The organism is Chryseobacterium carnipullorum (genome assembly GCF_900142785.1).
GTDB classification, from domain to species: Bacteria; Bacteroidota; Bacteroidia; order Flavobacteriales; family Weeksellaceae; genus Chryseobacterium; species Chryseobacterium carnipullorum.
Window position 1 is genome coordinate 88,182 of sequence record NZ_FRCD01000009.1, and the last position, 18,868, is coordinate 107,049.

The 18,868-nt window shown below is 37.2% G+C and carries 19 protein-coding genes; 16 read left to right on the forward strand and 3 right to left on the reverse strand.

The features are described from left to right. The first annotated feature begins 92 nt into the window (after window positions 1–92). The 5 genes from BUC06_RS11570 to BUC06_RS11590 all read left to right on the forward strand — a co-directional run bounded on the left by BUC06_RS11570 (window position 93) and on the right by BUC06_RS11590 (window position 4,511). Entirely contained in the window at window positions 93–1,469 is a 1,377-nt protein-coding gene (locus BUC06_RS11570) for a TROVE domain-containing protein (protein ID WP_073334204.1), read from the forward strand. Window positions 1,470–1,517: 48 nt separating this feature from the next. Further along, window positions 1,518–1,952, forward strand: coding sequence for an AAA family ATPase (locus tag BUC06_RS11575; RefSeq protein ID WP_073334042.1), 435 nt, complete (start codon window positions 1,518–1,520; stop codon window positions 1,950–1,952). Next, complete coding sequence (locus tag BUC06_RS11580; protein ID WP_073334044.1) at window positions 1,942–2,703, forward strand: tRNA(His) guanylyltransferase Thg1 family protein; 762 nt, start codon at window positions 1,942–1,944, stop codon at window positions 2,701–2,703. Before BUC06_RS11575 ends, BUC06_RS11580 begins: the two co-directional genes overlap by 11 nt. Before the next feature lie 129 nt (window positions 2,704–2,832). Continuing rightward, window positions 2,833–3,456 (forward strand): putative polyvalent protein kinase domain-containing protein, encoded by a 624-nt coding sequence (locus BUC06_RS11585; RefSeq protein ID WP_073334045.1) that lies wholly within the window; start codon window positions 2,833–2,835, stop codon window positions 3,454–3,456. Further along, complete coding sequence (locus BUC06_RS11590; RefSeq protein ID WP_073334047.1) at window positions 3,453–4,511, forward strand: nucleotidyltransferase domain-containing protein; 1,059 nt, start codon at window positions 3,453–3,455, stop codon at window positions 4,509–4,511. The genes BUC06_RS11585 and BUC06_RS11590 overlap by 4 nt, the downstream gene beginning before the upstream one ends. 69 nt (window positions 4,512–4,580) lie before the next feature. On the opposite strand, the gene BUC06_RS11595 is transcribed toward BUC06_RS11590, so the two are convergent. Then, window positions 4,581–4,925 carry a TfoX/Sxy family protein gene (locus BUC06_RS11595; RefSeq protein ID WP_073334049.1) on the reverse strand — a complete coding sequence of 115 codons (345 nt, stop codon included), beginning with the start codon at window positions 4,923–4,925 and terminating at the stop codon, window positions 4,581–4,583. 164 nt (window positions 4,926–5,089) lie between these two features. On the opposite strand from BUC06_RS11595, the gene BUC06_RS11600 reads away from it, so the two are divergent. From BUC06_RS11600 to BUC06_RS11615, 4 genes are all read left to right on the forward strand, one after another. Next, window positions 5,090–5,605, forward strand: coding sequence for a DUF2975 domain-containing protein (locus tag BUC06_RS11600; protein ID WP_073334205.1), 516 nt, complete (start codon window positions 5,090–5,092; stop codon window positions 5,603–5,605). Further along, window positions 5,605–5,808 carry a helix-turn-helix domain-containing protein gene (locus tag BUC06_RS11605; protein ID WP_040995723.1) on the forward strand — a complete coding sequence of 68 codons (204 nt, stop codon included), beginning with the start codon at window positions 5,605–5,607 and terminating at the stop codon, window positions 5,806–5,808. Before BUC06_RS11600 ends, BUC06_RS11605 begins: the two co-directional genes overlap by 1 nt. 200 nt (window positions 5,809–6,008) lie before the next feature. Then, the gene (locus BUC06_RS11610) at window positions 6,009–6,881 is read left to right on the forward strand and encodes an ABC transporter ATP-binding protein (RefSeq protein ID WP_073334050.1); all 873 of its coding nucleotides are present in this window, start codon (window positions 6,009–6,011) and stop codon (window positions 6,879–6,881) included. A gap of 2 nt (window positions 6,882–6,883) precedes the next feature. Further along, window positions 6,884–10,051, forward strand: coding sequence for an ABC transporter permease/M1 family aminopeptidase (locus BUC06_RS11615; RefSeq protein ID WP_073334052.1), 3,168 nt, complete (start codon window positions 6,884–6,886; stop codon window positions 10,049–10,051). Window positions 10,052–10,360: 309 nt separating this feature from the next. On the opposite strand, the gene BUC06_RS11620 is transcribed toward BUC06_RS11615, so the two are convergent. Next, entirely contained in the window at window positions 10,361–12,622 is a 2,262-nt protein-coding gene (locus BUC06_RS11620) for a polyribonucleotide nucleotidyltransferase (protein WP_073334053.1), read from the reverse strand. Window positions 12,623–13,072: 450 nt separating this feature from the next. On the opposite strand from BUC06_RS11620, the gene BUC06_RS11625 reads away from it, so the two are divergent. After that, complete coding sequence (locus tag BUC06_RS11625; RefSeq protein ID WP_073334055.1) at window positions 13,073–14,494, forward strand: sugar MFS transporter; 1,422 nt, start codon at window positions 13,073–13,075, stop codon at window positions 14,492–14,494. A gap of 206 nt (window positions 14,495–14,700) precedes the next feature. Then, the gene (locus BUC06_RS11630; RefSeq protein WP_073334057.1) at window positions 14,701–15,060 is read left to right on the forward strand and encodes a DUF4260 domain-containing protein; all 360 of its coding nucleotides are present in this window, start codon (window positions 14,701–14,703) and stop codon (window positions 15,058–15,060) included. Window positions 15,061–15,117: 57 nt separating this feature from the next. Here BUC06_RS11630 and rpsO read toward each other — a convergent pair whose 3' ends face one another. After that, the gene (rpsO, locus tag BUC06_RS11635) at window positions 15,118–15,387 is read right to left on the reverse strand and encodes a 30S ribosomal protein S15 (RefSeq protein WP_073334059.1); all 270 of its coding nucleotides are present in this window, start codon (window positions 15,385–15,387) and stop codon (window positions 15,118–15,120) included. Window positions 15,388–15,561: 174 nt separating this feature from the next. Here rpsO and BUC06_RS11640 point away from each other — a divergent pair, with 174 nt between their 5' ends. The 5 genes from BUC06_RS11640 to mgtE all read left to right on the forward strand — a co-directional run bounded on the left by BUC06_RS11640 (window position 15,562) and on the right by mgtE (window position 18,738). Then, entirely contained in the window at window positions 15,562–16,113 is a 552-nt protein-coding gene (locus BUC06_RS11640) for a pyruvate decarboxylase (protein ID WP_073334060.1), read from the forward strand. Window positions 16,114–16,746: 633 nt separating this feature from the next. Beyond that, window positions 16,747–16,890, forward strand: coding sequence for a bacteriocin-like protein (locus BUC06_RS24495; RefSeq protein ID WP_455423369.1), 144 nt, complete (start codon window positions 16,747–16,749; stop codon window positions 16,888–16,890). A gap of 29 nt (window positions 16,891–16,919) precedes the next feature. Continuing rightward, window positions 16,920–17,060, forward strand: coding sequence for a hypothetical protein (locus BUC06_RS23820; protein WP_167367420.1), 141 nt, complete (start codon window positions 16,920–16,922; stop codon window positions 17,058–17,060). A gap of 11 nt (window positions 17,061–17,071) precedes the next feature. After that, window positions 17,072–17,245, forward strand: coding sequence for a bacteriocin-like protein (locus BUC06_RS23825; RefSeq protein WP_167367421.1), 174 nt, complete (start codon window positions 17,072–17,074; stop codon window positions 17,243–17,245). 170 nt (window positions 17,246–17,415) lie between these two features. Continuing rightward, entirely contained in the window at window positions 17,416–18,738 is a 1,323-nt protein-coding gene (gene mgtE / locus BUC06_RS11645) for a magnesium transporter (protein WP_073334062.1), read from the forward strand. The last annotated feature ends 130 nt before the right edge of the window (window positions 18,739–18,868 follow it).

An 18,868-nucleotide genomic window follows, 5' to 3' on the forward strand; every position in this document is an offset into this window, starting at 1 on the left:
GAAGCGGTGCGAGATTTAGGTTACTTCGATTCAAAAAAACGCCTTAATCAATTTTTAACCGCTTCTTTTTAATGAATAAAAAAACTAAGAATATGTCAAAATTTAACACAAGAAAAACTGGGTTTGACTCCGGCATCATCGCTGGAAAATTGACAGATACAGCAGGAAAATATTCAGACGATGAGTTGCTGAGAAGGGTGGCACTGGCCAATATGCTTTTTGAATCCGATTATTATCAGCCTGCAGACGAGATCATGAAACAGATCGAAGACCTTTGCTATAAGGTGGAGGGAGAAAAAATCATCGAACTGGCTCTGGAATGCCGTTTTGAACAAAAATTAAGACATACCCCGCTATGGCTGTTGATTCTTGCTAATGAAATTCATGACGTTTCTGTGAAAGATGCTCTTGCTAAAATTGCCAACAGACCGGATATGACCATTGACGTTCTTCAGATGCTGAAGGTAAGAAACGGTTCGTATAAAATGTCCAAGTCGATTAAAAAAGGTCTTGCAAAAGCTTTTGATAACTACGATGAATACCAGATCGCGAAATATAGAAAAAGCAATATGGATGTTTCTCTGGTAGACGTTGTGAATCTTGTACATCCAAAACCAACCACAAAAAATGAACTGGCTCTGAAAGGGCTTGTGGAAGATACTCTACAGCCTGCCAACACTTGGGAAACAGCCCTGTCACAAGGTGCTGATAAAAAAGAGACTTTTGAAAGAATGATCGCTGAAAAAAGTCTGGGTTCTCTGGCCATCCTGAGGAACCTGAGAAATATGACTGAAGCAGGACTTTCAAGAAACGATATAAGAACTGCAATATCCCAGGTTGGAAGTTATTGGCTTACCCCATTGAACTTTCTGGCCGCTCAGCGAAATGCTCCGGATTATACCGCAGCTATTGATGAAGCCATGAAAAATTGTTTCGTCCAGGAGAAGATTACAGGAACTACGATTCTGGCTATCGATGTTTCCGGAAGTATGGGAAGGATAACCTCGTCCAATTCCAAGTTTTCAAGAATGGATCTTGCATTTGCTATGGCCGCTGCAGGTTCGTATATTTTTGAAGATCTTATCCTTGTATTTACTGCCGGAAGCGATGCTGAGAGAAAAGGCAAGCATATGATCTGGAACGGATCCAAAGGTTTGGGACTATTCACCAATTATAGCAAAATCGCTATGGAAATGGGTGGTGGAGGTATTTTTACGTATCAGCTTTGTGAATGGCTGAAGGAAAATGGCTATGCAAAAGATGCCGAAAGACTGGTCGTTATTTCTGATAGCCAGGATATCGACGCTCATTACGGTCTGGTCAGAAAACCGGATACCTCACCATATAAAACCTCATATATCATTGATATCTCAACCCATACCCACGGTATAAAAACAGGAAACTGGACTGCAGAGATCAATGGATGGAGCGATAAAGTATTTCATTATATTAAGGCTCTGGAAAACTAATGGTTTCCGGAGTTCTTTTTAATCAACTGAATTAACTATTTAATAATAATGGAAATGATTATTTTCATCGGGATCCCAGCCAGTGGAAAAAGTTCTTTATATAAGGAGTTTTTTTTCAATTCTCATATCAGAATAAGCATGGATCTTCTCAATACGAGAAATAAGGAAGGAAAACTACTTCGGTACTGTTTTGAAACGCAATCCAAAATGGTTATTGACAATACAAATGTTACAAAGGAAGGCAGGAAGAAATATATTGAACTGGCCAAACAAAACAAATATGAGATTATTGGATATTATTTTGAAAGTACTATTCAGAATTCTTTGGAAAGAAATAAAAACCGAAAGGAATCCATTAATGAAGCTGGTATAAAAACAAAATATAAGGAATTGGAAAAGCCTCTGCATGAGGAAGGGTTTGATCATATCCGGACTGTAAACATTATCGATAATGAATTTATAATCACCACTTATGAAGTTTGAAGAAATTGAAGTTTTAATGAGAAAAAACGAAGCCTTATCTGAGCAGTATATTCTCCCGGAGAATTTTATTATTGTGAGATTAGACGGAAAAGGTTTTACAAAACTGACCAAAGAAAAGCTGGAACTTGAAAAGCCTTTCGATGAAAGATTTCATCTTGCAATGACAGCAACCATGCAACATCTCTTTATGGTGGGATTTAGAGTCATCTACGGCTACACACAAAGCGATGAAATTTCACTGTTGATCCACAAGGATGAAAATACATTCAGCAGAAAAGTAAGAAAATTTAACTCGGTTTTGGCAGGAGAGGCAAGCGCATTCTTCAGTTTACAGTTTCAGCAGATTGGTGTTTTCGACTGTAGAACGATTGCCATTCCTAACCATGATATGATTCTCGATTACTTTTGCTGGAGACAGGAAGATTCTCACAGAAATTCTCTTTCTGCCTATTGTTATTGGACTTTGATAAAAAATAATTTCACAGCTAAACAGGCTGCTACAAAAATTGAAAAAATGTCGCAATCTGATAAAAATGAGCTGCTATATCAGTTCGGGATCAATTATAATGATCTCCCTGTCTGGCAGAAACGTGGTGTGGGAATGTATTCCAAAGAAGTAGTTAAGCAAGGTTTTAATCCTGTAACACAGTTGAGTTTGGAATGTATGAGAAATGAACTTTATCTCGAAACAAAAATACCGATAAGAGAAGATTATAGATTATTTTTGAACAGTATCCTGAAAAGTAAATAAAAGAAAGACAGAAAAATTACTGGGGGTTCATATAAAATGAAACGAATGAATGTAAAAACATATCTCATATACTCCTTATAACCATCGTATTTTACGGTTTTAAAAATTTAGTAACTTTGTATAAATTACATGAAAGATGAATTACAAAATATCATTTCAGGAAAGAGCCAAGTTAGGCATGGAGATGCTATCCAAAAAGTCTCCCATTACCTTAGAGCAGGCAAAAGCACAGGCAAAACGTCTGGAACAGGCAAGCAGATCAAAAGTGAAGAAGCAGCGCTCTTAAAACAATATTGTAACCAGCATAATTTTTGGATAGATACCATTGACATCAGCAGTTTTGTATCTTCCGGAGCAGAACAAAAAGTATATTTATTCAATAATTACAAGGTCATAAAGCTCAACGATTCGATTTATTATGAAAAATGGCTGGATTACCTGAACAATCTTCTTTTGAATAATTATTTTTTTCCTGATACAGCTTACAAACTTATTGGTTTCCATGAATCTGAAAACATATTGTATGCTGTTGTGGAACAAGATTTTATAGAATCCGATAAGCTTACGGATTTAGAACATGTAAAACTTTTTCTGCTTTCCAACGGTTTTGTTAATCATAGGAATAATGATTACAACCATCCTGAATTAGGAATTATCCTTGAAGATTTACATGATGAAAATGTTCTTACTTTTCAGGGAAATTTATTCTTCATCGACACTGTTTTTTATCTTACTGAACAATTTCAACCATGACCATCCAAGACTTAAAATACAACAACCTCATCCTCTTCGAAGCCATCTCAGGAAGCCGTTCTTTTGGGTTGGCCACAGAAAACTCGGATACGGATATCCGTGGGGTTTATTATCTGCCGAAAGAAGAATTTTTCGGTCTGAATTATATCCCGCAGATTTCTAATGAAACCAATGATATTACCTATTACGAGATTGGAAGATTGGTAGAACTTCTGCAGAAAAATAATCCCAATATTCTGGAAATGCTGGCAAGTCCGGAAGACTGTATTCTTCAAAAAAACCCACTGATGGACCTGCTTCAGCCTGAGGATTTTTTATCTAAATTATGTAAAGATACCTTTGCAGGATACGCTGTTTCACAAATTAAAAAAGCGAAAGGGCTCAACAAAAAGATCCTTAATCCCATAGAAAAAGAAAGAAAATCGGTTCTTGATTTCTGTTATATTCTCGACGGCCCGGGATCAGTCCCTCTGAAAAAATGGCTCTCAGAAAATGGAAAAGCTCAGGAAAAATGTGGTCTTACCAATATTGGAAATACCAAAGGAATGCATGCCCTGTTTTATGATGAATCAGGAGACTTGGATTATAAAGGAATCATACAGCATGAAGAAGCCAATCAGGTTTCTCTGTCTTCCGTTCCTAAAAATGAAAAACCAACAGCTTATCTCTACTGCAACCTTGATGCCTACTCCACCTATTGTAAAGACTACAAGGAATACTGGAAATGGGTTTCCGAACGAAATGAAGACCGCTATAATGTCAATCAGGAACATGGCCAGAACTACGACAGCAAAAACATGATGCATACCATTCGTTTGCTACAGTCTTGTGAACAGATTTTCAAAACAAACTCTTTACAGATCCGAGTAGACAACAGAGAGGAATTACTTGATATCAAAGCCGGAAACTGGTCTTATGAGGCAGTCATGCAGAAAGCTGAAAATCTGATAGAGTCTATAGAACTACATCATTCAGTTTCTGTGCTTCCTGACCATCCTGATATAAAAAAAACAGAGAAAATGTTAATAGAAATACGGGAGAAATTATATCGTTAAATCTTAATATTCTTAATAACTCAACTTTATCTTAATGGTAAAATTTTAAAAATGTCAGGAATATTAAGGTTATTTTTTCTTTGACGCTTTAGCTATTGCATTGTAATCCAGGCCTATTTTTATCCAGTACTCAAAATCATCCTGTTTTTGAAACCCCACAGGTTCCACATAACAATATCCTTTGAGCTGTTTTCCCTTCATCATCATGGGAAGAAATCCCGTTCTTTCGGAAACTTCCTCTTCCAGATCCGGATGATAACGGCACATGAGATTATAATGGCTTACGTTAATACACATTTTATCATTGACTAAAAATGATAATCCACTGAACATTTTCTTTTCTCTGATCTCAAGATCAGGAACGAGTGAAAGTCTTTCTCTGATTCTATCTGCAAGTTCAGTACTGTAGGCCATTAAGAATAATTTTACACTTTAAATTTATGCAAAATATAGATGAAACAAAGCATTTCTTTTCGTTTTCAATCCTCATTTTAGAGTAATAAATATATTTTTATTTAAATTAATTATTGTTTTACGATAATTAATTATACATTTGCAACAGTTAAATGAGTATTGCTATGAAACAGACCAAAATTATTTCCAGAATTCTGTATTATCTCTGCATTGTGCTTTCCGCAGGTTATCTAATGACTTTAGTCTATTCCATAATATGTCTTGCCACTGGTTTTGCAGTGACTCCGTATAAGAATGATCAGTATCTTCATATCAATTATCCATTTACAGAACAACCGTTTCTGAATATTGAACATCATTATCCGTATATCATCTTTTCATTTCTGCTGGTTTTACTTTCCTATGGAATTTTTTTCTGGCTTTCGGCGCTAGTTTTCAAAGTATTTTTTCAGTCAAAACTGTTTACAAAAGAAAATATACTTCAGCTTAAGAGCTTTTACATGTATAATATTTTCATTCCGCTACCGATTGTTGTCGTCGCAAGTTTTTTTGTGGAAGTGGAAAGTATCATCTGGGGACTGGTGTTTATCCACTTTATGCTTGGAATTTTCTGTCTGTTTCTTGCAAATATCTTTAAGCAAGGACTACATTTGCAAAACGAACAAGACCTATTTATATAATGCCGATCATAGTCAACTTAGATGTCATGCTAGCCAAGCGAAAAATGCAGAGTAAAGAACTGGCAGAAAAATTAGGAATTACCCCTGTTAACCTTTCCATTCTTAAAACAGGCAAAGCCAAAGGGGTCCGTTTCGATACCCTGGAAGCGATCTGCAAAATTCTTGAATGCCAACCCGGAGATATTCTTGAGTATCGGGAATAATCTCTTCAGTCTCGGAGTCCTTGTTTGTGGGCTTTAAAGTCTGAGTATTAAAAATACAACTCACAAATATCTACTTAATCGCTCTCAGTCTTAGACTCAGCCTAAAATCTGATGTCTGAAATCTAATGTCTGAAATCTAATCCTTACTTTAAGCAACCCTCACGGTATGCTCTACCCTTCTATTATCCAAACCTTATCATATGAATACTTTATCTATCGACAATCTTAGCCTCATCTACAAAAATGGCTATCAGGCGGTTAAAGATATATCGCTTGAGATCGGCAACGGCATGTTTGGCCTACTTGGACCGAACGGGGCCGGAAAATCTTCTTTAATGAAAACCATCGTTGGACTGCAGAAACCCACTTCAGGAACGATCATTTTCAACGGAACGGATATTTCCCAAGATCCTGATTTTATTAAACAGAAGCTGGGTTTTCTTCCCCAGGATTTTGGCGTCTATCCGAAAGTTTCTGCGTATGATCTTCTGGAGCACATCGCTGTTTTAAAAGGAATTACCAACAGCACAGAGCGTAAAGAACAGATCCTCAGTCTGCTTGAAAAAGTCAATCTTTCGGATTTCAGAAAAAAAGAAGTTCATACTTTTTCCGGGGGAATGAAGCAGCGTTTCGGGGTGGCTCAGGTCCTTTTGGGAAATCCTGAAATCATTATTGTAGATGAACCTACTGCAGGCCTTGATCCTGAAGAACGTAACCGTTTCAATGCTCTTCTGAATGACATCAGCAAAGAGGTTATCGTTATTCTTTCAACCCATTTGGTGGAAGATGTCCGGAATTTATGCTCGGAAATGGCTGTTATGAATAATGGACAGATTCTACGACAAGGAAAACCGACAGAACTCATTTCCGAACTGGAAAACAGAATCTGGTCCAAACCAATTGACAAAAATGAACTGGAAAATTACCTTTCCAGTCATGACATCATCAGCCGCCAGCTGATAGAAAGAGAACTTCATATTACTGTATTTTCGGAAGAACAACCAAGAGATTTCAATGCGGTAAATCCCCTTCTGGAACACGTTTATTTCCGTACACTCACTCAAAAACCTTAGTCATGAACTCTATATTTTTATTTGAAGCCAGACGCATCACCAAGCACTGGCCAGCTTATCTTATAGCCTTTATTCTGATAGGTATCGGGGTCTTTTGCGGCAATGCATTCAATCTCACTGTAGGGGAAGGAATCTATCTGAACTCACCGTATACCATTGGTTTTATGACAGGAATGATGAGTCTTTCCATTATATTTATTGCGGTTATTTTTGCGGTACAGCTGCTTTTCAAAGACTCAGATTCAAAATTTGATGTTTTGCTTTTTTCATTTCCTTTGTCTAGATGGACTTATATAAATGGGAAATTCAGCATCTATTTTCTACAGACTTTTTTAAGTTTTTTCTTGTTAATGGCAGGTTTTCTTTCAGGCCAGATCCTGCGGACAGGAAGTGAAATGCAGAGCTATTTCAATGGAGGCTATTACCTGTATCCTGTGCTTATTTTTGGTCTCATTAACTGTTTTTTTGTATGCAGTTTTCTATTTTTCATTTCATTGACAGCGAAGAAAAAATTACTGACTGTCGTAGGCGGGCTTCTGCTTTATGTTCTGTATATGGTCATTTTAGTCTTTTCCAATTCGCCTTTTATGGCAGGAAGTTTACCTCAGTCTGTTGAGATCCAGCAATTTTCCGCCCTTGCAGATCCGTTTGGATTGTCATCTTATTTCTTTGAAGCGAGAACATATTCTGTTCATCAAAAAAACACTTCAATCGTATATATGACAGGATATTTACTGATCAACAGACTTGTTTTTCTCACGATGGCTGCTCTATTTCTTCTGATTACTTACCGTTTATTTTCTTTTTCATCGGTTTCAAAACAAAAAGTAAAAAAAGCAGTTTCCTGTGCTGAAAACCAAAGCATTTCTTCGGCCCACTATTCGATATCAGAATTGGGTTTTGGTAAAAAAAATGCTCTCCGCTCCCTGTTTTCCTTTGCAAAGATTGATTTACTTTATCTTTTCGGAAGCATCAGTATTCCTGCAGTTTCAATACTTCTGCTTTTCTTCGTAGGAATGGAAATGTATGCGGAGATTGAAAAAGGAATCCGTCTTCCGCAGAAGTATGCCAGTTCCGGTCTCATGGCCACCACTATTTCAGAAAACTTTCCGTTGTTTGGATTTCTTCTTGCCGCTTATTTTATTAATGATTTATATTGGAGGAGTCGTTCTTCCGGATTTTCTCTGATCGAAGACAGTACTTTCTTTTCAAAAAGCAAAATGGCAGGACATTTCATTTCTATCAGTGCTCTGCTTTTTCTTTTTACCATGATCTTAATTACTGAAGGTATACTTTTTCAGGCAGCTTATCAGTATTTCCCTATCGATTGGAATGCTTATCTGAGTGTCTTTCTTTTCAACACTTTTCCGTTGATTCTCTTCTCAGGACTCCTGCTGTTCATCAATCATCATATCCGGAATAAATTTATTGCTTTAGGGAGTTCCGTTCTTATGGTATTTTTGCTGACGGGTCCTGCTTCCGGGAAATTAATTCCTTATCCTCTATTCAGAATATTTTCAGATTTTAAAGGCAGTTACAGCGACTTTAACGGATATGGAGTCTATACCTATGCTTTTGCAGAAAGACTTTTATTCGGAGCCGGATTGATTTCATTTTTATGGATGATCAATACTATCGTCAGAGCGAAAAGATTTAATCTGGCTACCTTTATTCCCAGCCTTCTTTTGCTTATTTCAGGGATTTATGCAGGAACATTTTTCATGCACGGATATATTCCGAAAAATGAAGAACAAACAATCTCAGCAGCGGCTCAGTACGAAAATGACTGTAAACAATATGAAAATCTTCCTCAGCCACAAATTACCGATGTGACTACGGAAATTGCATTATATCCTTCAGAAAATTCATATCAGATCTCTGGAAAGTATATCCTGACCAACTTTACGGATCATCCTATTGACAAAATCCTCATTAATTTTAATCCGGATCTCAAGATTGAATCCGCTATTTTCAGTGCAGGTTCTGAAATAATAAAATTAAATAAAAACACCTCAGAAGTTAAGATAAAGAAACCTATTAAATCTGGAGAAAAAGCTTACCTGAATTTTAAACTTTCGCATAAATGGTATGCTGTGAACGGGCATCAATCCTTTAATGCCATTATAGAAAACGGTTCCTTTATGAGAATCAGCAGATATTATCCTACGATCGGATATCAGAAAGGGGAAGAAATTCAGGATGAACAACTGCGAAAGGAAAATCACCTCGCAAAACTTCCAAAATTAAAAAAACCGGAAGATCCGGGAGTCTTTGAAAAGAATTTTATCCATTTAGATATGACGGTTTCCACGGAAGACAACCAGACCGCTATTGGTACCGGAGATCTGGTTAAAAAATGGAAAAAGTCAGGACGAAATTATTTTCAGTACAAAGCGGAAAATATTCCGTTCCGTTTTGCAGTGTCGTCTGCAGATTATGAAACCAAAAGTGTCGTGTATAAAGGCATTACATTGAATATTTTCTACCACAAAAAACATTTCGAAAATGTAGACCATCTTCTTGACAACGCAAAAATTACGCTGGATTACTGTGAACAGAATTTTGGAACATATCCTTTTAAAACAGTCAGTTTTGCTGAGATCTCATCTTTCACCAGAGGATTTGCAGCGACAGCGTATCCATCGGCGATCTTTATGCCTGAAGATATGATTTTCCATGCCAACATCAATGCTGATAAAGAGCAGGATGTTATCAATGAACTTGCAGGACACGAACTTTCCCATTTGTGGTGGGGAAACAGCCAAATTGATCCGGATGCCAGAGAAGGTAACGTTATGCTTACGGAAACGCTGGCCATGTATACCGAAATGATGCTTTATAAAAAAATGCACGGCACCGAAAAAATGAAAGAAAGGATCGCCATGCATCAGCAAATCTACGACAATGAAAAGGGACTCTCTGAAAACGTGCCTATCTATAAATCAACAGGTGATTTTCCGCATATAGCTTATTCAAAAGGCGCTGTAGCAATGGTTAGATTAAGTGAACTGCTTGGAGAAGAGCAGGTAAATAAGGCATTAAGGCATTTCCTTCAGAACAATCACTATCCCAGAAAACCATCTTCGGTAGATCTGCTTCATGAGTTTTATAGAATCTGCCCTGAAGCAGCCACAAAAAAGCAGGTAGATACATTATTTAAAACGATATAGGTCATCTTTTAAACTGATGATAAAAATTTTATCAACGACATGATCAGCGAAATAAACAACAAGTAAAATCTGCTAAACTTTGCTGAAAATCTTCGATTGTCCTGCGTCTTAAAAACATCAACATTTTTCAAACTTTGCGCTCTTGCTACCAACAGCCTCTCTTGATCTAATCAGTAAAAAGAAAAGGATTAGGTAAAAACTTTGCTTAAAAAAGACAAAAACCTGTTTCATTGTTTTACTACTTACTATTAAATCAAAAGAAATCCCTCAATTTGAGGGATTTCTTATATCTATTTAAGATGTTAAATCTTAAGCTTCAGATGAAGGATTTTGATTTTCCTTTGGAGCCTGATCAGCTGGTCTTCTATCACCTTCTGGTCTGTCCTGTCTTTCTGGTCTTCTGTCACCTTGAGGTCTGTCTTGTCCTTCAGGTCTTGGTTTAGACTCAGGTCTTGCAGGTCTTGGCAACAAAACTTTTCTTGAAAGTTTCATTTTCTTACGGTCATCATAACCCATGAATTTCACTTCCACTTCGTCTCCTTCGTTGTAAGGTACTTTATCAAGACGAGCCCATTCGATTTCAGAAATGTGAAGTAATCCTTCAGTTCCTTTTGCAATGGCTACAAAAGCTCCGAAATCCATTACTTTAACCACTTTTCCTTGATATACTTCCCCTACTACCGGTACAAATGTAATCTCGTTGATTCTAGCGATTGCAGCATTGATCTTCTCTCTGCTTACGCCAGAAATCTCGATTCTTCCGATTTCTCCTACTTCTTCAATAGCAATAACCGTATCTGTATCTTTTTGAAGCTGCTGAATGATTTTTCCACCAGGTCCGATCACAGCACCGATGAAATCTTTAGAGATCTCAAGCATTACCATTTTCGGAGCGTGAGGTTTCACGTCTTCTCTTGGTACTGCAATGGTTTCAGTGATTTTATTAAGGATATGTAATCTTCCGTCTTTAGCTTGTAAAAGCGCTTTCTCCATGATATCCATAGAAAGTCCCTGGATTTTGATATCCATCTGACAAGCGGTAATTCCGTCTGCTGTTCCGGTTACTTTAAAGTCCATATCTCCCAGGTGATCTTCATCTCCTAAGATATCAGAAAGAACCGTAAATTTTCCAGTCTTAACGTCTGTTACCAATCCCATTGCGATACCGGAAACTGGTTTTGTAATCTGAATACCTGCATCCATTAACGCTAAAGTCCCTGCACAAACAGTGGCCATAGAAGATGAACCGTTGGATTCTAAAATATCAGAAACGATACGGATGGTGTAAGGGTTTTCTTCAGGAATCATGTTTGCCAAAGCTCTCTGAGCCAGGTTTCCATGTCCTACTTCTCTTCTTGAAGTCCCTCTTAAAGGTCTTGCTTCACCTGTTGAGAACGGCGGGAAGTTATAGTGTAAGAAGAATCTTTCGTCATAATTGACCATTACGCTGTCTACCATGTTCGCATCTTTCACAGAACCTAGCGTTACCGCGGTTAGAGACTGAGTTTCACCTCTTGTGAAGATGGCAGAACCGTGAGCTCCCGGTAAATAATCAATTTCGCTCCAGATTGGACGGATGGTTTCAGGATCACGACCATCAAGACGGATTTTATCATTCAAAATCATCTGACGCATCGCTTCTTTCTCTACATCATGGAAATATACTTTGGCGAAAGGGGTTACTCTTTCTAATTCTTCAGCATTTTCAACATATTGCGCTAAAAATTCAGCCAAAACAGCTTTGAATTTTTCACCTCTTTCTTCTTTTCCTGAAGGAGTTTTCGCTACTTCATATACTTTATCGTATGTTTCTTTCCACACTTTCTCACGGATGGCTTCATCGTGATTTTCGTGGCTGTATTCTCTTTTTGGAAATGATTTACCTACTTTTTCAGCTAATCTTTCCTGAGCTTCAACTTGTTTTTTGATTTCTACGTGAGCAAACTGGATCGCTTCAAGCATTTCCTGCTCAGAAATTTCTTTCATCTCCCCTTCTACCATTACGATAGAATCTTTCGTTGCTCCTACCATGATGTCAAGGTCGGCAATTTTAAGATCTGCATAATTAGGGTTCACAGAAAGTTCTCCGTTGATTCTTACCACTCTTACTTCAGACATTGGTCCGTTGAAAGGAATATCTGTAATAGCGATTGCTGCAGATGCTGCAAGACCTGCTAAATCATCAGGAATTGACTCTCCGTCATAAGAAATTAATGAAATCATCACCTGAACTTCCGCATGGAAATCTTCAGGGAATAATGGTCTAAGAACTCTGTCCACCAAACGCATCGTTAAGATCTCCTGATCCGACGGTCTCGCTTCTCTTCTAAAGAAATTTCCAGGAATTTTACCTCCTGCGTAAAATTTTTCTCTGTAATCTACGGTTAAGGGTAGGAAATCTACTCCTTCTTTGGCTTCTTTACTGGCTACCACCGTTGCTAAAAGCATGGTCCCACCTATTTTTACGACTACAGAACCATCAGCCTGTTTTGCTAATTTTCCTGTTTCAATTGTAATTTCTCTGCCGTCTGCAAGAGTAATCGTTTCTGTAATTGCTTGAGGTATACTCATAAATTGTTTTGTGTTGCACTCCGTATTGAGTGCTTTAATTATTGATAGTTCGTCTAAATTTTCGTTTGCAAAGATAACGTATAATAATGAGATATTAAATTTTCAATCTCAGAAATAACAGGCGGGATTATAAGATTTTCCTCTCCTATTTTATCGATGAAGTAAGAATTACTTACAAAATGTTCAACTTATTTATCATATTTCATCAATAAAAAGATTTTTTCCAAAGAAAATTCATCAAAGAATCCGACCAATTTCGTATTATTGTCTCAAAAAAAGTAAATACTATTTTTATCTTCACAAAGACCACCGATTTACAGAAAAAAACACCTGAAAAGTTGCAGAAAAACAGGCGACTGCCTTATATTTGCCACGCTTCTCAAAATATATATGCAGCAGACGAAACCAACTGAAAGAGCTTAACAATTCTTTTCTAATAAATAAATGTTTATGATCAATAAAGAAGTAAAAACACAGAGCAGAAATTATACGATCCCGTTAATCACGATCACACTGCTCTTTTTTATGTGGGGATTTATCACCTGTATGAATGATATCCTGATCCCTTATCTGAAACAGCTTTTCAAACTCACCTTTTTCGAATCCATGCTGGTACAGTTCTGTTTTTTCGGAGCGTATTTTATAGGTTCACTGATTTATTTCCTGATTTCTATTACCAAAGGAGATCCTATTAATAAGGCAGGTTATAAAAAAGGAATTATGTTCGGTATATTTCTCGCGGCCTTTGGCTGTATTCTGTTTTATCCGGCAGCAACTTTTTCTTATTATCCTTTATTTCTGGGTGCCTTGTTTATTCTTGGACTTGGTTTTACAGTACTTCAGATCACCGCAAATGCCTACGTTTCTTTACTTGGAAGCGAAGAATCAGCATCCAGCCGTCTGAATATGACGCAGGCTTTTAACGCTTTCGGAACAACCATTGCACCGGTATTGGGAGGACATTTGATTTTTGAATTTTTCTCTGCTCCGGACGGTTCTTTCAGCGCAGTAGCCACCAGAATCCCTTATCTGATTTTTGCGGGAATTCTTTTATTGGTTGCTTTATTGATTTCAAGAGTCAAACTTCCTTCTTTCCAGACCCAGGAAGAAGAGATTGTAAAAGGTTGGGGTGCTCTTAAGTTCAGTCATCTTAAATTTGGTGTTTTTGCCATGTTCTGTTATGTAGGTGGAGAAGTAGCAGTAGGAAGCTTTATTATCAGCTTTTTGGAGCAGCCACAGATCATGGGTTTTAATGAAATTATCAGTAAAAATTACCTTTCGCTGTATTGGGGAGGTGCTATGATCGGACGTTTTCTTGGGGCTATTTCTTTAAACCAATCCTTAAGCCAAAGCAAAAAAGCAATCTATATGCTGGGAGCCGCCGCCGCTGTTTTTCTGGTTATTTTCAGTATCGTAGACCTGACCTTTTCACAGATCAGCTTTTTCTTAGTATTCATCGCGCTTAATTTTGTGGCGTTCTTTATCGGTAAATCAGCTCCGGCAAGAACATTGTCTATTTTTGCAGCCGTGAATGTGGTGCTTCTAATCTCTGCAATGGTGAATCATGGCGAGCTGGCGATGTACAGTATTTTAGGAATTGGGATCTTTAACTCTATCATGTTCTCCAATATCTATACGTTGGCAATTTCCGGTTTGGGTAAATATACCAGCCAGGGATCTTCATTAGTGGTGATGGCTATTCTGGGGGGTGCTATCGTTCCTATTTTCCAGGGATATCTTGCCGATCAGTTCGGGGTACAGCACTCATTTATTATTCCTGTATTCTGCTATCTGGTGATCCTGATTTTCGGAGCGTATTGCACGAAATACTTAGGACATGTGGAAACTACTGACGCTAAATCGGGACATTAAACCGGCCAATAAAAGATGGTGAATTGCCAATGGTGAATTTTACTGCCCTGCAAAATTGACCATTTACACTTAAATAATACACTGTTTTAATCAATACTATAAAGTGAGATATTTTTAAAATGTCTCACTTTTGTTTTTAGGTATGATTTAAGATGTAACTTTTACAAGGAATAAAGTACTTATCCGGTAATTACTATCTTTTGATTATGAAGATTCAGCTAAAGCTAGAGTATTTTGCCTTTTTGCTATTGGGAGTGTTTGCTTTTGAGCGGACTGAACTTTCGTGGTGGTGGTTTGCAGCGTTGTTTTTTGCTCCTGATATTTCCATGCTGGGATATGCGGTAAACAGCAAAACCGGAGCATTTTTCTATAATCTCTTTCATCATCTGGGATTGGCCATCCTTATATATATTACCGGAATAGCCCTTCATTTACCGTATGTACAAATGATTGGAGCCATCCTGTTCTCCCACTCTTCATTTGACCGGATCTTAGGCTACGGACTGAAATACCCGGACAGCTTTCAGAATACCCATTTGGGGAAAATTGGAAAAGATAAAAATTAGACATATAAAAAAAGCAACCTCTTTCGAGATTGCTTTTATTTTGAAAATCTTTGTAGATTATTTTCTTAAACCTAGTTCAGCAATAATTGCTCTATATCTTGCGATATCTTTGTTTTTAAGGTAATCTAGTAAACTTTTTCTCTTACCTACCAATTTCACTAGAGATCTCTCTGTGTTGAAATCGTGACGGTTAGCCTTTAAATGCTGAGATAAGTGATTGATTCTAAAAGTGAAAAGAGCAACTTGTCCTTCAGCACTTCCTGTGTCTGTTGCAGATTTTCCATGTTTTGAGAAAATTTCCTGCTTTTTTTCTGTTGTTAAGTACATTCCAATATTGTTTAATGATTATTATGTAACGGCTGCAAAATTACAACTATTTTTTAATTCAGCAAAACATTATTGATTTCATGTATCAAATTTGATAGAAAAAAATGTTAAAAATTTCTTAATAAATTGTATGCCATCCAACGAAAAGGCAGTAATTTTGCATACGAATTACAAATGAGAAAAATTATATTCTTTACAGCACTCAGTTCTTTTTTACTGATCGGTGTTATTTCAGTGAAAGCACAGAAAAATGCAGATAACAAAGTAAAAAAAATCTTATACTTCAATCCCGAGGTAGAACCTGATATTGAAGAAATTAAAGAACCTACCAATCACGCTTTCTTCAGCGCTGTTTCTGATAATTTCAGCGGAAGAAGAAATAAAATGCTCAGAGCCGAGGTTCAGATCCCTTTTGACAGCATAGAAAAACAAACCATCACCGATTACTGTGTCAATAACGATGCTGATTTTGCGATTGTTCCCAAAGTAAGATATTTTAAGGTAGGCATCGGTAAGTATGTCTTTTCCAATCAGGTCGTGGTAAGCATGAAACTCTTCGATGCAGGAGGAAATCTGGTTACTGAAACGGATTATGACACCTACCGAAAAAACATGCGTCTCTTGGGTTCTACGGAAAATTCTATAAAGATCGGTACCGATGGCGCCATAAAAGGTATTCTGAAAAAACTACGGAAACTTAAACATTCGGAAGGAGCAGAGCTTTAGAGGTGAAAAGTGAATTTTGCTTTGCAAGTTAATGGTGAATTTTGAGCGATGGTAAAGTTTACATTTGACGATTCACAAACATTCAATATTCTTTGAACGTGAATGGGCAATTCTGCTGCGCAGGGAAATCGTCAATTTTGGACGATGGTAAAAATTATCTTTGACGACTCACAAACATCCAATATTCTTTGAACGTGAATGGGCAATTCTGCTGCGCAGGGAAATCGTCAATTTTAGACGATGGTAAAAATTATCTTTGACGACTCACAAACATCCAATATTCTTTGAACGTGAATGGGCAATTCTGCTGCGCAGGGCAATCGTCAATTTTGGACGATGGTAAAAATTATCTTTGACGACTCACAAACATCCAACATTCTTTGAACGTGAATGGGCAATTCTGCTGCGCAAGGAAATTGTAAATTTGGACGATGGTAAAAATTATCTTTGACGACTCACAAACATCCAATATTTTTTGAGCGTAAAATGTCAATTCTGCTGCGCAGGGAAATCTCTTCACAAAACTAAAACAACATCCAAACATACTGATTGCTAGATAAATATTTTCACCATTTGATGAATAATTAAATATTTTTTACTATTTTAGTTCAACAAATTAAAAATTTATACAGTATGAACAATTTAAAAAAACTCAACAGAGAGCAGCAGAGACAAATTAATGGAGGTGATATTAACAAGTGCAGCCTAACAAAGCCTTGCAGTATTGGATGGTGCTGTGATGGCGTTTGCAAAGAATATGCATGCATTGAATTTTAATCTTATAGGTAATGATCTAAATTATTCGTATGAAAAAATTGAAAAAACTCAACAGAGATCAGCGAAGACAAATCAATGGCGGAGGTATTAACAAATGCAGTGAAACCAGACCATGCTTCATAGGTTTTTGCTGTCGAGGCCTTTGTATGGAATATGATTGTATTGATTAAAACCAGTTAATATGAAAAATCTAAAAAAACTGAACAGAAAACAAAAACAGGAAATCCAGGGTGGCGGTATGATAAAAAAATGCCAGATCCACAATCATTGCGGATTCCAGGAATGCTGTGACGGAGGAATGTGTATGCCCTCACCCTACTATCCTTTATGCGGACCTATTCTTGAAATAACATAGGTATTTATGCTTTAAAATTTAATTTTTTGACATCTGCTCCGGCAGATGTTTTTTTTCACTGTAAAGGACGTTCAATTCTACTTTACACTTTAATTAATCCTTAATTTTGCCCGTTTCTTTTTTAGTCTTAAAATTTTGAATTATTTTTGCATATCCAAAAAATTCACGTTTTGAATTCCAGAGACGAACTTATCTTCAATCCCGCCGACATTGCCGAAACTCTTAGCAGCCTTCCTGCTGACGAGAGGCTTCTTGCGTTTTTGAAGGTTCCGAAAGAATACAAAGCAGACGTTTTCTCTCACCTTGACCCTGACTTTCAGGAGGATACTATCAGAAGTATCGGAAGCGAAGAGGTTTCTGAGATCCTGAACGGGATGACTCCGGATGACAGAACTTCTCTTTTTGAAGATTTTCCGGATGAACTGATCAAGTACTCTATTAATCATCTCAATCCTCAGGAAAGAAGAATTGCCCTGAAGCTTCTGGGCTACGATTCAGACTCTATTGCCCGTCTGATGACTCCTTACTACATCCAGATCCGTAAAGAATGGACGGTAAAAAGATGTCTTCAGCAGATCAAAAAGGTCGGGAAAAGAGTGGAAACCATGAATCATCTTTACGTAGTGGATGAAAGAAACCGTCTGATTGATGATATTGCTTTAGGAAGCCTTCTTTTGGCTGAAGAAGATACTCTGATCTCGGATATGACGGACAATCACTTTGTCGCAATCATGACCACCACTTCAAAGGAAGACGCAGTAACCTATTTTGAAAAATATGACAGAACTGCTCTTCCCATTATTACTGAAGCTGGTGTTCTTGTAGGCATCGTAACTATTGATGATATCCTGGACCAGATCGAACAGCAAAACACAGAAGATATTCAGAAATTCGGGGGTCTTGAAGCTCTTGATGATCCTTACACGCAGACTTCTCTTTTGGAAATGGTCAAAAAAAGAGGAACATGGCTGATCATTCTTTTTTTCTCTGAAATGCTTACTGCTTCTGCGATGGGATATTTTGAGGATGAAATTCAAAAGGCGGTGGTTCTTGCCCTTTTTGTACCCCTTATTATTTCCAGTGGAGGAAACTCCGGTTCTCAGGCTGCAACGCTTATTATCCGTGCGATGGCTCTTCAGGAAATCGGTCTTAAAGACTGGTGGTATGTGATGAAAAAGGAGATTTTTACCGGTTTAGCGCTTGGGAGTATTCTTGGTGTCATCGGCTTTTTAAGGATCATGGTATGGCATGAGGCAGGATTCTTCAATTATGGAATGTACTGGCCTTATGTGGGTTTAAGCGTAGGAGTTTCTCTCGTTATGATCGTTCTTTGGGGAACACTTTCAGGCTCCATGGTTCCATTTATTCTGAAAAGATTAAACCTGGACCCTGCTACTTCTTCCGCTCCCTTTGTAGCCACTCTGGTAGACGTTACCGGTCTTATTATTTATTTTTCCGTAGCCGGACTTTTCTTAACAGGAAAACTTTTGTAATTTTAAATAAATGCTAGATATTTTAACAATTATCAAAAAAATAAATAATTCAAAACAACATCTGCAATAAATAAAAATAAACAACTACAAGTAAGTAATATTCAACACGATTAAATAAAGATTTATCATA